This window comes from Amycolatopsis sp. NPDC051061 (assembly GCF_040682935.1).
Classification (GTDB): Bacteria; Actinomycetota; Actinomycetes; order Mycobacteriales; family Pseudonocardiaceae; genus Amycolatopsis.
The window spans coordinates 62394-76606 of the sequence record NZ_JBFBBZ010000019.1 but is presented as its reverse complement, the minus strand read 5'-3'; the positions used below and the strand labels follow the sequence as shown (position 1 = coordinate 76606).

Here is a 14213-nt window from a genome sequence, read left to right as displayed (position 1 = left end):
GTGGCCGCCGACCTCGTCCTCACCAACGCCGTCGTGTACACAGTGGACACGGCCCGGCCCTGGGCGTCGGCGCTGACCGTCACCGGCGGGAAGATCGTCGCGCTCGAAGACGTCGACCGCGGGCCGGCCACCGAGGTGCGGGACCTCGGCGGGGCGTTCGTCATGCCCGGCCTGATCGACGTCCACAACCACCACGCGATGGCCGGGCGCGCGGACCTGTTCGAACTCACCTTCGGCGCGGAGGCGGGCTTCGACGCCATCCTCGACGCGGTCCGCGCGCGAGCCGCGTCCCTGGGCCCGGACGAGTGGCTGACCGGCGGCGCGTGGGCGTCCACCCTGGTCGAGACGATGTCGTCCGCGTCCGCCCGGCGCGCGCTCGACGAAGCCGCGGGCGGCCGTCCGGTCGCGCTCACCGACGACAGCCGGCACAACCGCTGGGTGAGCAGCCGGGCCCTGGAGCTGGCCGGGATCACCCCGGCCACGCCGGATCCGGCCGGCGGCGTGATCGTCCGGGACGGCGGCGAACCCAGCGGCCTGCTGCTGGAGGCCGCGGGCGTGCTCGTCGAGCGGGTGACCGGCGAACTGACTCCTTCGCAGCACCGCCGCGCGTCCCGGCGGGCGATCGAGATCCTGCACGGCTTCGGCGTCACGGCATTCCAGGACGCCGGCGTCTCGACGGACATCCTGGGCGCGCTCCACTCGCTGGACTCGGCCGGCGAACTCGACGCGTGGGTGGTGTCGTCGCTGCTGGTCAACGACCCGATCTTCGGCTTCGACCCGATCGGAGCGCCCCTGCTGGAGGTCGCCGGGCGCTACCGCACCGAGCACCACCGCCCCGACTTCGTGAAGATCTTCCTCGACGGCGTACCGCCGACGCGCACGGCGGCGTTCCTCGAGCCGTACCTGCCCGACGACGCCCACGGCGGCTGCTACCACGGCTCGACGACGATGCCGCTCTCGGAGCTGACGGACTGGTTGCTGAAGGCGGCTTCGGCGGGACTGTCGGCGAAGGTGCACTGCACCGGGGACGCGTCGGTGCGGCAGTTCCTCGACGCGGTGTCGCGGGTGCGGGCCGCGGGGTACACCGAGACACGGTTCCAGGTGGCGCACGGGCAGTTCGTCCACCCGGACGACCTCCCGCGGTTCGCTTCTCTGGGCGTGGCGGCCGATATCTCGCCGTTCCTGTGGGTGCCGGGGGTCATCCCGTCGGCGATCGCTGCCGTGCTGCCGGCTTCGCGCGCGTCCCGGATGCAGCCGAACCGAGCGTTGCTGGACAGCGGTGCCCTGGTCGCGGGTGGGTCGGATTGGCCGGTGAGTTCGTCGCCCAACGCTTGGGAAGGTATCGCCGGGTTGGTGACACGTCAGGATCCGCATGGGCGGTTCCCGGGGGCGCTTTGGCCATCGCAGGCGATCACTTTGGCCGAGGGCATCGAGGTTTTCACCCTTGGTGGGGCTCGGGCTTGTGGGCTCGATGATGTCACCGGGGCTTTGACTCCTGGGCGGTCGGCGGACTTCGTTGTTCTTGATCGGGATCCTTTTCGGAGTTCTTCTTTGGCTGATACGCGGGTTGTCGAGACTTGGTTCGGTGGGCGGCGCGTTTTTTAGGTTTTTAGGGATGCGGCTTCGCCGGGGCGTGGGGAATCGGCGCTTGCTGTCCTTGCTTCCCGCTCGGTGCGAGAGCGCCGATTCCTCACGCTACGGTGCCCCTGCCGGGCTGCCGCTTCCACCTGATCGAGTGATGAACATGCGTTCGTGGGTCGGTAATCTTGAGGTGTGGACAGCGAAGCGGTGATGCGAGCGGATGCGGTGGCCCTGGCCGACCGCATCTCCGCGCTGCTCACTGTTGTGCGGTCCGCTGAGGCCGAGATCGGTGCGCTGCTCGTGGAAATCGAGTCGCGCGGGGTGATGGAACTCTTCGGATACCGGTCTGTGGCGCGGCTTTTCGAGCACCTCGCCGATGTTCCCAAGGCTGCCGCCGAGTCTGTCGTGAAGCGGGCTCGGGCCCTTGCGCCCGGCCGGAACCTCGACGGCAGCCCGGTGCCTGCTGTTGCTCCCGCCACCGGCGCTGCCGCGTCGGACGGCCGGTTGAGCACCCCGATGATCGACACGATCGTCGGGGTGATGACCCAGGTTCCGCTTGAGCACCGCGACGACGCCGAGCAGCATCTGCTGTCCTTCGCCTCCGAGGCCGGGTACAAGCAAGTCGCAGCGTTGGGTGCGCGGATCCTGGCCCACCTCGACCCCGACGGTGCCGAGCCGGACACCACCGAACCTGCTACTCCTTCTCGCGAGCTGTCGTTGCGCCACAAGAGAACCGGGGTCTGGGAACTTCAGGGCCGCTTCGACGACGAGACCGGCGCCCGAGCCAGCGCTCTGCTCGACGCGCTGGCCGAACGCCGCACCAGCGACGAAGGCCCCGACCTGCGCTCCCCGCTGGAACGCTACGGCGATGCCTTCTCCGACGCGATCGACCTCGCGTTGAACTCCCCAGACCTGCCGATGCAGGCCGGCGAACGAGCCCACGTGATGGTCGCCGTGTCATTGGAAGACTTGAAGACGGGCGTCGGCCGGGCCATCCTCGGCGACACCGGCACTATGTCCGCGGCCGAAGCCCGGATCCACGCGTGTGACTGCATGCTCATCCCCGCCGTCCTCGGCACCAAGAGCGAACCCCTCGACCTGGGACACCAGCGACGCCTGGTCTCGACCCCGCTCCGCCACGCCCTATACCTGCGCGACCGCGGCTGCGCCTTCCCCGGCTGTCATCGCCCACCCCGCCACTGCCAGGGCCACCACGTCCGCCATTGGGCTGACGGCGGCCCCACCGAGCTGGGCAACATGGTCCTGATGTGCGCTCACCACCACCGGCTGCTGCACCGCTCCGGCTGGCAAGTCCGCATCGCCGCCGACGGCCTCCCCGAGTTCTTACCCCCGGTATTCCTGGACAAGCGCCGAAAACCGAGGCGCAACAACCTCCACCAACCGCTGCCGTTCGCGGCGTAGACAACCGAACATGGGAAAGGCCCGCAGCCACCGGCTACGGGCCTACACCCACGTCCGCAATAGCAACTGTCGAGCGGCGTCGGCAGCTGCGGACCGCCTCGACTCATCTCGCTACCACGGGCCGCAGCTTGCCCCCCACCGCCGTCCCGCGTACCGCTGGGCACGGTGATGGGCAAGGAGCTGACGATCGCCGGGTCGCTCAACGGCGACATCGCCGACTACCACCGCTCGGTGGGATTCTTCCGCTCGTTCGCCGGGCGGATGCCGTGGGCCGAGCTGTTCAGCGCGCCGGTCGGGCTCAGCGCCGGCGTGGCCCTGCTGGCGCGGGACCGCGGCGGGCCGGCGTTGGCGGGGCAGCTGCTGCTGTGCCCGATGCTGGACGACCGCACCTCCCGGGCCTCGTGTGGACCCGCGAAGCCAACGACTTCGGCCGGCGCAGCCTGCTGGGCGGGCGGACCTCGCCGTACGCGGCCCCGGCGCTGATGCCGGACCTCGGCGGCGTTCGTGGAGGTCGGCGGGGCGGAGCTGTTCCGCGACGAGGACGTGACGTATGCGCAGCGCGGTCCTCGTGGCTGCGGTGGCTGCTCGCTGCGGGGGTCGTGTGAGAAACCGTGTTTCTCACTCACGACCGCCGAGGATGAACTTCGCGGCCTGCTCGCCCACCAGGACCGCCGGGGCGTTCGTGTTGCCCGTCGGCACGCGCGGCAGCACCGACGCGTCCGCGATGACCAGGCCGTCGAGACCGTGCACCGCCAGCTCCGGATCCACCACCGACGCGGCGTCCGTCCCCATCCGGCACGTGCCGACCTGGTGGTGGTACGTGATCGCCGTCCGGCGGACGTACTCCCGGACGTCGTCCGGCGGAGCCGGGTACAGCCGGCGCGCACCCCACTCCGAGGACAGCGCCGGGGCCCGCCCCACCGCCGAGCACTGCTCCACCGACGCCACCAGGCTCTCGAAGTCGGCCCGTTCGGCCAGGGCGGCCAGGTCGATCAGCACCGAGCCGTCCGGCGACAGCCGCAAGCTGCCCCGGCTCTCCGGCGACACCATCCCGGCCATCAGCGAGAACCCTGTCGGCGGCCCGGACATCCACGGCTCGTACATCGGCACGCTGAAACAGATCGGCTGCGTGTCCGGCACCGCCAGGCCCGGACGGCTGCGCCAGAACCAGTGCACCTGCGTCACCGACCGGCCCGGCCACGGCGAAACAGCGCGATCCGTCGCGAAGATCACCGGCGAGAGGAGATGATCGTGCAGGTTGCGCCCCACCCCCGGCAGATCCGCGACGACGTCGATGCCGAGCGCGGCCAGCTCGTCCGCCGGGCCGACGCCGCTGCGCAGCAGGATCGCCGGCGACGCCAGCGCGCCCGCCGCGAGCACCACCAGGTCCGCCGACAGCTCCTGCGAAGAACCCTCGATGGAAGCCACCACGCCGACGACGCGCGAACCGGAGAACCGCAGCCGCTGCACGAAAGCTCCCGTGTGGACGGTCATCCGCGAAGCCACCGGCGAACCGTAAGCGTGCCAGGTGGTGCACCGGCGGCCGTCCCGCAGGGTGATCTGCTGGACGGACACCCCGTCCGGCACACCGCTGTTGTAGTCCGGGTTCACCGGCAGGCCCACGGAAAGACAAGCGTCCATGATGGACTGCTGGATCGGGTGCAGCGGCGCGTTCGGGACGACCTCGACGAGATCCTGCTCGATCCGCTCGAACACCGGCTCGACGTCGGACCAGGCCCAGCCGGGCAGGCCCCAGCCGTCGTAGTCGGCGGGCGCTCCGCGGACCCAGATCATCGCGTTGAGCGCGTGCGAGCCGCCGAGCACCCGGCCGCGCGGCAGGTGCAGCCGGCGGCCGGCCGCGTGGGGCTGCGGGACCGTGTGGAAGTCCCAGTCCTCCGGCCCGTGCCACAGTTCGCCGGCCCGGGCCGGGTCGTGGATCGCCGGGTTGACGTCCGGACCGCCCGCCTCCAGGAGCGTCACCGCCGCACCCGCGTCCACCAGCCGCCGGGCCACCACCGAGCCGGCCGAGCCGGCGCCCACCACGATCACGTCCATGCCGTTCAGCCTGGCCGGTGTCCCGGGCACCGGAACGCATCCCTTCGCCGTCGGTCAACGGGCATGCGTGAGCGGACAAGACCCGCGGCGCCCCGGCGCCCGATACTCGGCTCACCCAAGGCCGAGGAGGAACCCGGATGGCGACACGCCTGTGCATCGACGGACAGTGGACCGAGGCCGGCGGCGGGACGATCCCGACGCGCGACCCCGCCACCGGCCGGGTGCTCGAAGAGGTCGGCACCGCCTCGAAGGCCGACGTCGACGCCGCCGTCGCGGCCGCCCGGCGCGCGCTGACCGCGCCCGGGTGGGCCGGGCTGCTCCCGGTGCAGCGTGCCGCGTTGTTGTTCCGGCTGGCCGACCTCGTCGAGCAGCACCACGAAGAGCTGGCCCGGCTGGAAACGCTCGACCAGGGGCAGCCGATCGGCGTCTCCCGCCAGGTGAGCGTCACCGGCACGGCCGAGCACTTCCGCTACTTCGCGGGCTGGGTGACGAAGCTGCAGGGCACGACGAACCCCGTGTCGTTCCCCGACACCCTGCACTACACGCGCCGCGAGCCGGTCGGGGTGAACGCCCTGATCACGCCGTGGAACTTCCCGCTGATGATCCTCGCGTGGAAGCTCGCGCCGGCGCTGGCCACCGGCAACACCGTGGTGATCAAGCCCAGCGAGGTCACGCCGTTGACCAGCATCCGCCTGGTCGAGCTGGTCCACGAAGCGGGCATCCCGGCCGGCGTGGTCAACCTCGTCACCGGCGACGGCGCGGTCGGCGCCCTGCTGACCGAGCACGCGGACGTCGACCACGTCTCCTACACCGGCTCGACGGCGGTCGGGAAGCTGATCACCGCGGCCAGCGCGGCGTCCAACCTCAAGCGGCTCACCCTGGAACTGGGCGGGAAGGCCCCGAGCATCATCGCGGCCGACGCCGACATCGACGCCGCCGTGGCCGGCAACCTCGCCGGGGCGACGCTCAACACCGGCCAGGTCTGCGCCGCCTACACGCGGTTCTACGTCGACCGCAAGCGTGAGCAGGAGTTCGTCGAGAAGATGTCCCGCGGCCTGGCCGGCCTGCGGATCGGGCCGGGCACCGACGAGACCACCCAGCTCGGCCCGCTGGTGTCCGAGAAGCACCGCGAGCACGTCGACTTCCTCGTCGGCACCGGCCGCGAGCAGGGCGCCGACCTGATCACCGGCGGCAGCGCTGTCGACGTCGACGGCGACGGCTACTTCTACTCGCCGACGCTGTTCGCCGGCGTCCGCGACGACATGGCGATCATGCGCGAAGAAATCTTCGGACCGGTCCTGGCCGTGACCGCCTACGACGACGGCGACGAGCTCCTCGGCCGCGCCAACGACACCGAGTACGGCCTCGCCGCGACCGTGTGGACGCGCGACCTGCGCACCGCTCAGCGCTACGCCGACGGCATCCGGGCCGGCGCGGTGTTCGTCAACATGCCGCCGATCCCGGACATGGCCGCGCCGTGGGGCGGCTACAAGGCGTCCGGCTGGGGCCGCGAGATGGGCCCGTGGGCCCTGGACGCCTACACCGAGACGAAGTCCGTCTGGCTCCACTACGGCTGACGATCAAGGGAAGCCGAACGGGGGTTTCCCTACGCCGCAGATCGTATATTATTTGAGATACCTTCCCGAACCCGGCAGGCAGGAACCCCGGATGACCAGCATCGCGCGGCCCGGCAAGATCATCGCGCTGCACCTCGGCTACCGCTCCCGCGCCGCCCAGCGGGGCCGGGTCCCGGAGCAGCCGTCGTACTTCCTGAAGCCGCCGACGTCGGTGGCGGCGAGCGGGGCCGCGCTCGAACGCCCGGCTGGCACCGAGCTGCTCGGCTTCGAAGGCGAGATAGCGCTGGTCATCGGCCGCACCGCCCGCCGGGTCGCCCCCGAAGACGGCTGGTCGTACGTCGGCGGCGTCACCGCGGCGAACGACTTCGGCGTCTACGACCTGCGCTACGCCGACAAGGGCAGCAACCTGCGGTCGAAGGGCGGCGACGGCTTCACCCCGCTCGGCCCGGCGGTGCTCCCCGCCGCCGACGTCGATCCCGCCGCGCTGCGGCTGCGGACCTGGCTCAACGGCGACCTGGTCCAGGAGGACACCACCGGCGACCTGCTCTTCGGCTTCGGCCGGCTGGTCGCCGACCTCTCCCAGCTGATCACCCTCGACCCCGGCGACGTCGTCCTGACCGGCACCCCCGCCGGCGCCTCGGTCGCCATCCCCGGCGACGTCGTCGAGGTCGAGGTCGACACCACCGGGCACACCACCGGCCGGCTCGTCACGCCGATCACCGAAGGCACCGTCCCGTTCGGACCGTACGGCGCGCTCCCCCGCGCCGACGATCAGCAGCGAGCGGACGCGTACGGGACGGCCGCGCCGCTTTTCGATCTCACGGATGCGCTGAAGGAGCGGATCGAGTCCGTCGGCACCGCGACGCTGTCCGTCCAGCTCCGCAAGCGCGGGCTCGACGACGTCTTCATCGAAGGGCTCACCTCGACCCGCCCGGGCACCCGGCTGACGGGCCGCGCCCGGACCTTGCGCTACCTGCCCTACCGCGAGGACCTCTTCAAGAAGCACGGCGGCGGCTACAACGCGCAGAAGCGGGCCATCGACGGCCTCGGCCCCGGCGACGTCCTCGTCATGGAGGCCCGTGGGGAACGCGGCACCGGCACGGTCGGCGACATCCTCGCGCTGCGGGCGCAGGTGCGCGGCGCCGCCGGGATCGTCACCGACGGCGGCGTGCGCGACCTCGCGGCCGTGTCCGCTTTGGACATTCCGACCTACCACGCGGGGCCGCACCCGGCGGTGCTCGGCCGCCGGCACGTGCCGTGGGACGTCGACGTCGCGATCGCCTGCGGTGGCGCGGCCGTCTGTCCCGGCGACGTGATCGTGGGCGACTCCGACGGTGTCCTCGTCATCCCGCCGGACCTCGTCGAGGAAGTTGTCGGCGCGGCGATCGAGCAGGAGCTGCAGGAGACGTTCATCGCCGAGCAGGTCGCCGCGGGCGAGCGCGTCGAAGGCCTCTACCCGATGGACGAGCACTGGCGCGGAAGGTACGCCGCATGGCTCGCGAAACGGTGAACGGCACGGCGATGAGCAAGTCGCGGATTGCCTACGAGTGGATCAAGGCCCGGATCGCCGACGGCACCTTCTCCCCCGGCTACCGCCTCGTCCTCGGCCAGCTCGCCCAGGAACAGGGGGTCAGCGTCGTGCCGATCCGCGAGGCGATCCGGCTGCTGGAGGCCGAGGGGCTGGTGACGTTCGAACGCCACGTCGGCGCGCAGGTCGCGATGGTCGACGAAGGCGACTACCAGCACACGATGCAGACCCTCGCCCTGGTCGAGGGCTACGCCGCCGCGTTGGCCGCGCCGCACCTGCCGCCCGGATCGCTCGACCGGGCGCGGGCGCTGAACGCCGACCTGGCCGGCTGCCTCGGGCACTTCGAGCCGGCCCGGTTCACCGCGCTCAACCGGGACTTCCACGCCGTGCTGTTCGACGCCTGCCCGAACCCGCAGGTCCTGGACCTGGTCCGGCGGGGCTGGGACCGCCTCAGCGGGCTGCGCACCTCGACGTTCAGCTTCGTGCCCGGCCGGGCCCGCCAGTCCGTGGCCGAGCACGAAACCATCCTCGGCCTGCTCGACCGCGGCGCCCCCGCCGCCGACGTCGAACAGGCCGTCCGCGCCCACCGGCTGGCCACGCTCGACGCGTTCCTCGCCCACCGCCACCCCTGACCCCGGAAGACCGACACAGGAGAGCAGCCATGCGATTCCGCTCCGACCCCCAGGCCATCCGCGGGTCGATCGCGCCGCTGATGACGCCGTTCGCGGCCGACGGCGCGGTGGACCACGACGGCCTGAAGAACCTCGTGCGCTGGCAGCTCGCCTCGGGCTCGCACGGCATTTCGATCGGCGGTTCCACCGGCGAACCCGGTTCGCAGACCGTCGCAGAACGGGCTGAGGCGATCCGCACGGTGGCCGCGGAGGTCGGCGACCGCGTGCCCTTCGTCCCGGGCACCGGCTCGGCGAAGCTCGACGAGACGCTCGAGCTGACCGCCGCCGCGCGCGACGCCGGGATCGACGCCGCGCTCGTCATCACGCCGTACTACGCGCGGCCGACGCAGGACGCGCTGTTCGTCTGGTACCGCACGGTCTGCCGGGAGTTCCCGGACCTGCCGATCGTCGCCTACAACGTGCCGAGCCGGACCGCCGTCGACCTCGCGCCGGCGACCGTCGCGCGGCTGTTCCGCTCGTGCGACAACTTCGTCGGGATCAAGGAGACGACGAAGGACTTCGAGCACTTCTCCCGGGTGCTGCACCTGTGCGGACGCGAGCTGCTCGTGTGGTCCGGGATCGAGCTGCTCTGCCTGCCGCTGCTGGCCCTCGGCGGCGCCGGGTTCGTCAGCGCGACGGCCAACATCGCCCCGGTCGCCTGCGCGGAGATGTACACCGCGTGGCAGGCGGGCGACCACGAACGCGCCCGGGAGATCCACTACGGCCTGCACCCGCTGGTCGACCTGCTGTTCGTCGAGACCAACCCGGCGCCCGGGAAGTGGGTGCTGGAGCAGCGCGGGCTGATCGCGTCCGGGCACGTGCGGCTGCCGCTGATCACGCCGACCGAGCACGGCGTCGCGCGGATCAAGGACCTCATGGCCGAGGGCGAGAAGTACCTTTCGCCGGCCGAAGGCTTCACCGTGGAGGGGAAAGCATGAGCCACTACGTCCCGGAAGGCCTGCCGGGCGAGCTGAAGCACTACATCGGCGGGGAGCTCGTCGACAGCGTCTCGGGCAAGACCTTCGACGTGCTCGATCCGGTGTCGAACACCCCGTACGTGACCGCGGCCGCCGGCCAGGCCGAGGACGTCGACCGGGCGGTCGCCGCGGCGCGGCGGGCCTTCACCGACGGGCCGTGGCCGCGGATGCCGCCCCGCGCCCGGGCCCGGATCCTGAACAAGATCGCCGACGCCGTCGAGGCGCAGGACGCCCGCCTCGCGGAGCTGGAGACGTTCGACACCGGGCTGCCGATCACCCAGGCGCTCGGGCAGGCACAGCGCGCGGCCGAGAACTTCCGGTTCTTCGCCGACCTCGTCGTGGCGCAGGCCGACGACACCTACCAGGTGCCCGGGCGGCAGGTGAACTACGTGCACCGCAAGCCGGTCGGCGTCGCCGGGCTGATCACGCCGTGGAACACGCCGTTCATGCTGGAGAGCTGGAAGCTCGCGCCGGCGCTGGCCTCGGGGTGCACGGTGGTGCTCAAGCCAGCGGAGTTCACGCCGCTGTCGGCGGGCCTGTGGGCGGGGATCTTCGCCGATGCCGGGTTGCCGGAAGGCGCGTTCAACCTGGTCAACGGCTTCGGCGAGGAAGCGGGCGACGCACTGGTGAAGCACCCCGACGTCCCGCTGATCTCGTTCACCGGCGAGACCACGACCGGGCAGACGATCTACCGCAACTGCGCGGCCGGCCTCAAGGGCATGTCGATGGAGCTGGGCGGCAAGTCCCCGGCGATCGTGTTCGCCGACGCCGACCTCGACGCCGCGCTCGACTCGACCCTGTTCGGCGTGTTCTCCCTCAACGGCGAACGCTGCACCGCCGGCAGCCGGATCCTCGTCGAACGCCCGATCTACGACGAGTTCTGCGCACGGTACGCCTCGCGCGCGGCGAACATCGTCGTCGGTGATCCGCACGACCCGGCCACCGAGGTCGGCGCGCTGGTGCACCCGGAGCACTACGAAAAGGTGATGAGCTACGTCGAGCTGGGCAAGTCCGAAGGCCGGCTGCTCGCGGGTGGCGGGCGTCCGTCCGGTTTGGACACCGGGAACTACGTGGCGCCGACGGTGTTCGCCGACGTCCCGTCGACCGCGCGGATCTTCCAGGAGGAGATCTTCGGGCCGGTCGTCGCGCTGACGCCGTTCGACACCGAAGCCGAGGCCCTGGCGCTGGCCAACGACGTCAAGTACGGGCTGGCCGCGTACCTGTGGACGGCCGATTTGCAGCGCGCCCACACCTTCGCGCAGTCGGTCGAGGCCGGGATGGTCTGGCTGAACTCGCACAACGTCCGCGACCTGCGGACGCCGTTCGGCGGGATCAAGGCGTCCGGCCTCGGCCACGAAGGCGGCTACCGCTCGCTCGACTTCTACACCCACCAGCAGGCGATCCACGTCTCGCTCGGGCCGGTGCACACCGCCCGGTTCGGCAGTGTCCGGAAGGGACAGTCATGACCGCCACCCCGCCGGACGTCCTCCGCTGCGCGTACGCCGAGCTCGTGGTCACCGACCTGGCGGCGTCACGGGCGTTCTACGTCGACGTGCTCGGGCTCGTCGTGACCCACGAGGACCCTTCCGCGCTGTACCTGCGGGCGTTCGAGGAGTACCTGCACCACTCTTTGGTGCTGCGCCAGGGATCCACGCCCGCGCTGGCCGTGCTGGCTTACCGGGTGCGGAGTCCTCTCGATCTCGACCTGGCCGAGGCCTACTACCGCGCGCTGGGTGTCCGGGTGGAACGGCGCCCGGCGGGCGCGACCCGCGGCATCGGCGAGGCCGTGCGGGTGATCGACCCGCTCGGATTCCCGGTCGAGTTCTTCCACGAGGCCGAGCACGTCGAGCGGTTCACGCAGCGCTACGACGTCCACGGCGCCGGCGCGCTGTCCCGGCTGGACCACTTCAACCTGGACACCCCGGACGTCCCGGCGGCCCGGAAGTACTACGAGGGCCTGGGTTTCCGCGTGTCCGAAGACATCCAGGACGACGAAGGCACGGTGTACGCGGCCTGGATGTTCCGCAAGCCGACGGTGCACGACGTCGCCCTGACCGGCGGCGACGGCCCGCGGCTGCACCACATCGCGTTCGCCTCGCACGAACGGCACCAGATCCTGCACATCTGCGACCACCTGGGCGCGCTGCGCAAGCCGGGCATGATCGAGCGCGGCCCCGGCCGGCACGGCGTGTCGAACGCGTTCTACCTGTACGTCCGCGATCCCGACGGGCACCGCATCGAGATCTACACGCACGACTACTACACCGGCGACCCGGACAACCCGGTGATCACCTGGGACGTGCACGACAACCAGCGCCGCGACTGGTGGGGCAACCCCGTGGTGCCGAGCTGGTACACCGACGCCTCGGTGGTGCTGGACCTCGACGGCGCGGTCCAGCCGGTCGTCGCCCGGGCCGAGCCGCGCGAAGCCGACGTCACCATCGGCGCGGACGGGTTCTCCTTCAGCACCGGGGAGGCGGAGTTCAAGCTAGGCGAGCAGGTGTGAGAACCACTCGCGGGTCCGGTTGAGGACGTCGATCTGGTGGTCGCGTTCGCGGATCGAGTGGTTTTCCCGCGGATAGACGACGTATTCGTGGTGCTTCTCTCCGAGGGCGCGGTGCAGGAGTTCGGCTTGCGAGAGCGGGACGTTGGTGTCGTCCTCGCCGTGCATGATCAGGACGGGCGTGCGGATCTTCGCGGCGTGGGTGATGGGGCTGTTGGCGACGCCGCCCAGCGCTGCTTCGAACCTCGTGTGTTCGCCGGTGGCGGCGAGCGCCGGCCAGTCGATGACGCCCGCGCCGACGAGGGCCGCGGCGAAGCGGTCGGTCTGCGTCACGGCCCACGCGGCGAAGAACCCGCCGTGGCTCCAGCCGCCGATCCCGAGCCGGGTTTCGTCGGCGACACCGTCATTCACGAGGAGGTCGATCCCGGTGAGGACGTCGGTGAACTCCGCACCGCCGACGTCCCCGGCGACGCTTCGCGCGAAGGCGTGTCCGTGGCCCAGGCCGCCGCGCGCATTCGGGAGGAAGACCGCGAAACCGGCGGCGGCCAGCCATTGACCCGAGGGGTACCAGCCGAGGTGGAAGCGGTCGGCGAACCGGTCGTGGGGGCCGCCGTGGACGAGGGTGACCAAGGCGAAGGGGCCGTCTTCGGTCGTTCTTCCCGGCGGGAGGATCAGGAGCCCGTCGAGGTCCAGGCCGTCCGCGGCTCGGTAGTTCAGGCGGTGCTGGGTGCCCCAGGTGCCGTCCGGGGCGGTGCGGCCGAGGCGGGTCAGGTCGTGCGGCGGACCGGCGTGGACGTCGTCGGGTTCGGTGCCGGTGCTCGCGACCATGGCGATCACCCGGCCGTCACGGCTCGCGGTCAGGGCCGTGCCGTGGACCGGGGCGACCTCGGTGAAGGTGCGGGTGGCGGGGTCGAGGCGGCGGAGGGTGGTGTCCAGGCCTTCGGCGAAGAGGGCGAGCGGTGGGCCGTCGTCGACCTGGGTCAGTTCGATCGGGCAGATGGTCAGGTCTTCGGTGAGGTTGTCGCCGCCGTCGAACACGGCGGTGCCGCCGACCAGGCCGGGTGGGGTCAGGCCGAGGTAGGCGAGGTGCCAGTCGGTGCCGTCGTGCCACCAGGCCGGCGCGGACGCTTCGAGGGCCGGGGTGCCGAGGTCGTGAGTGTCGCCGGTGGCGGGGTCGACGAGGTGGAGGCCGGGTTCGAAAACGCCGGGTTCGCGGTCGGCGCAGGACCAGGTGAAGACGGCGAGGGCTTGCCCGTCCGGTCGCGCGGCGACTTCGCAGACGTGCTGGTCGTGCAGGTCGCCGAGGGGGCGAATGGCGGAGGTTCGGAGGTCGAGCAGCCAGAGCCGGTCGGGCCGGGCGCGGGTGTCCCAGACGCGGGACCGGCGGGCTTCGGAGTCTTTGGTCGAGGAAACCGGTGGTTGCCCGGCTGTCGTGTCCGGCTCGGCCTGGCCCGGCCGGACGATCCGGACCCGCGGATCACCCGCGCGATCCTCCGCGTCCGGCGCGATCACCACCACCGCCGCCGATCCCGGCAGCGGGACGTGGCCGCTGATTCCCGCGGGCCACTCCGTCAGCCGCTCGGGGTCGCCGCCTTCGAGGGAGATCCGGTACAGCTGCGCCGTGCCGCGCTCGTCGCCGTCGGAGAGAAAGAACACCGAACCGGAGTCCGCCGCCCATCGCGGGGCCTGGTGCTCGGCCGTGCCGCCCGCGAGCTCCCGGGCCGGGGCACTCCCGTCGGCCGGCGCGAGCCACAGGCCGCTGACCGGGTGCTTCCCGGTCCGGCCCACCGGAGCCGTCACGTAGACGACCCACCGGCCGTCCGGGGAGATTCGCGGCCGGCGCGGCACGATCCGGTCCACCACGGTCTCCGCCGTCAGTTCCACCCGCGCCACGACACC

At 71.6% G+C, this 14213-nt stretch carries 10 protein-coding genes and 1 pseudogene; 9 read left to right on the top strand and 2 right to left on the bottom strand.

The genetic code is table 11. From position 1 onward, the window contains the following. The 3 genes and pseudogenes from AB0N03_RS25435 to AB0N03_RS25425 form a co-directional block, all read left to right on the top strand. Nucleotides 1-1605 carry an amidohydrolase gene (locus AB0N03_RS25435; protein WP_364376477.1) on the top strand — a complete coding sequence of 535 codons (1605 nt, stop codon included), beginning with the start codon at nucleotides 1-3 and terminating at the stop codon, nucleotides 1603-1605. 168 nt (nucleotides 1606-1773) lie between these two features. Further along, on the top strand, nucleotides 1774-3003 hold the full coding sequence (locus tag AB0N03_RS25430; RefSeq protein ID WP_364376474.1) for a DUF222 domain-containing protein: 1230 nt from the start codon (nucleotides 1774-1776) through the stop codon (nucleotides 3001-3003). A 282-nt stretch (nucleotides 3004-3285) separates the two neighbouring features. Next, nucleotides 3286-3564, top strand: a pseudogene (locus AB0N03_RS25425) (alpha/beta hydrolase fold domain-containing protein); the annotation flags it as partial. 57 nt (nucleotides 3565-3621) lie between these two features. Here AB0N03_RS25425 and AB0N03_RS25420 read toward each other — a convergent pair. Then, nucleotides 3622-5058, bottom strand: coding sequence for a GMC family oxidoreductase (locus tag AB0N03_RS25420; protein ID WP_364376471.1), 1437 nt, complete (start codon nucleotides 5056-5058; stop codon nucleotides 3622-3624). Nucleotides 5059-5195: 137 nt separating this feature from the next. Here AB0N03_RS25420 and AB0N03_RS25415 point away from each other — a divergent pair, with 137 nt between their 5' ends. The 6 genes from AB0N03_RS25415 to hpaD all read left to right on the top strand — a co-directional run bounded on the left by AB0N03_RS25415 (nucleotide 5196) and on the right by hpaD (nucleotide 12317). Beyond that, nucleotides 5196-6635, top strand: a complete 1440-nt coding sequence (locus AB0N03_RS25415; RefSeq protein WP_364376468.1) for an aldehyde dehydrogenase family protein — start codon at nucleotides 5196-5198, stop codon at nucleotides 6633-6635. Nucleotides 6636-6726: 91 nt separating this feature from the next. Beyond that, nucleotides 6727-8145 (top strand): fumarylacetoacetate hydrolase family protein, encoded by a 1419-nt coding sequence (locus AB0N03_RS25410; protein WP_364376465.1) that lies wholly within the window; start codon nucleotides 6727-6729, stop codon nucleotides 8143-8145. Next, entirely contained in the window at nucleotides 8127-8795 is a 669-nt protein-coding gene (locus AB0N03_RS25405; RefSeq protein WP_364376462.1) for a GntR family transcriptional regulator, read from the top strand. The genes AB0N03_RS25410 and AB0N03_RS25405 overlap by 19 nt, the downstream gene beginning before the upstream one ends. A gap of 29 nt (nucleotides 8796-8824) precedes the next feature. Beyond that, nucleotides 8825-9772: a 4-hydroxy-tetrahydrodipicolinate synthase gene (gene dapA, locus AB0N03_RS25400; RefSeq protein ID WP_364376459.1), complete on the top strand. Its 948-nt coding sequence runs from the start codon at nucleotides 8825-8827 to the stop codon at nucleotides 9770-9772. Continuing rightward, a complete protein-coding gene (gene hpaE, locus AB0N03_RS25395; RefSeq protein WP_364376456.1) occupies nucleotides 9769-11277 on the top strand; it encodes a 5-carboxymethyl-2-hydroxymuconate semialdehyde dehydrogenase in 1509 nt (502 codons plus the stop codon). Before dapA ends, hpaE begins: the two co-directional genes overlap by 4 nt. Then, nucleotides 11274-12317 (top strand): 3,4-dihydroxyphenylacetate 2,3-dioxygenase, encoded by a 1044-nt coding sequence (gene hpaD, locus AB0N03_RS25390; RefSeq protein WP_364376453.1) that lies wholly within the window; start codon nucleotides 11274-11276, stop codon nucleotides 12315-12317. The genes hpaE and hpaD overlap by 4 nt, the downstream gene beginning before the upstream one ends. On the opposite strand, the gene AB0N03_RS25385 is transcribed toward hpaD, so the two are convergent. Next, a complete protein-coding gene (locus AB0N03_RS25385; protein ID WP_364376450.1) occupies nucleotides 12300-14207 on the bottom strand; it encodes a prolyl oligopeptidase family serine peptidase in 1908 nt (635 codons plus the stop codon). The genes hpaD and AB0N03_RS25385 overlap by 18 nt on opposite strands. Nucleotides 14208-14213: the final 6 nt, after the last annotated feature.

What these genes read in the sequence shown, in the direction of transcription:
- hpaE (WP_364376456.1), top strand. Translation starts at nt 9,769, where the DNA reads ATGAGCCACTACGTCCCGGAAGGCCTGCCGGGCGAGCTGAAGCACTAC.
- dapA (WP_364376459.1), top strand. Translation starts at nt 8,825, where the DNA reads ATGCGATTCCGCTCCGACCCCCAGGCCATCCGCGGGTCGATCGCGCCG.
- AB0N03_RS25420 (WP_364376471.1), bottom strand. Translation starts at nt 5,058, where the DNA reads ATGGACGTGATCGTGGTGGGCGCCGGCTCGGCCGGCTCGGTGGTGGCC.
- AB0N03_RS25405 (WP_364376462.1), top strand. Translation starts at nt 8,127, where the DNA reads ATGGCTCGCGAAACGGTGAACGGCACGGCGATGAGCAAGTCGCGGATT.
- AB0N03_RS25415 (WP_364376468.1), top strand. Translation starts at nt 5,196, where the DNA reads ATGGCGACACGCCTGTGCATCGACGGACAGTGGACCGAGGCCGGCGGC.
- hpaD (WP_364376453.1), top strand. Translation starts at nt 11,274, where the DNA reads ATGACCGCCACCCCGCCGGACGTCCTCCGCTGCGCGTACGCCGAGCTC.
- AB0N03_RS25410 (WP_364376465.1), top strand. Translation starts at nt 6,727, where the DNA reads ATGACCAGCATCGCGCGGCCCGGCAAGATCATCGCGCTGCACCTCGGC.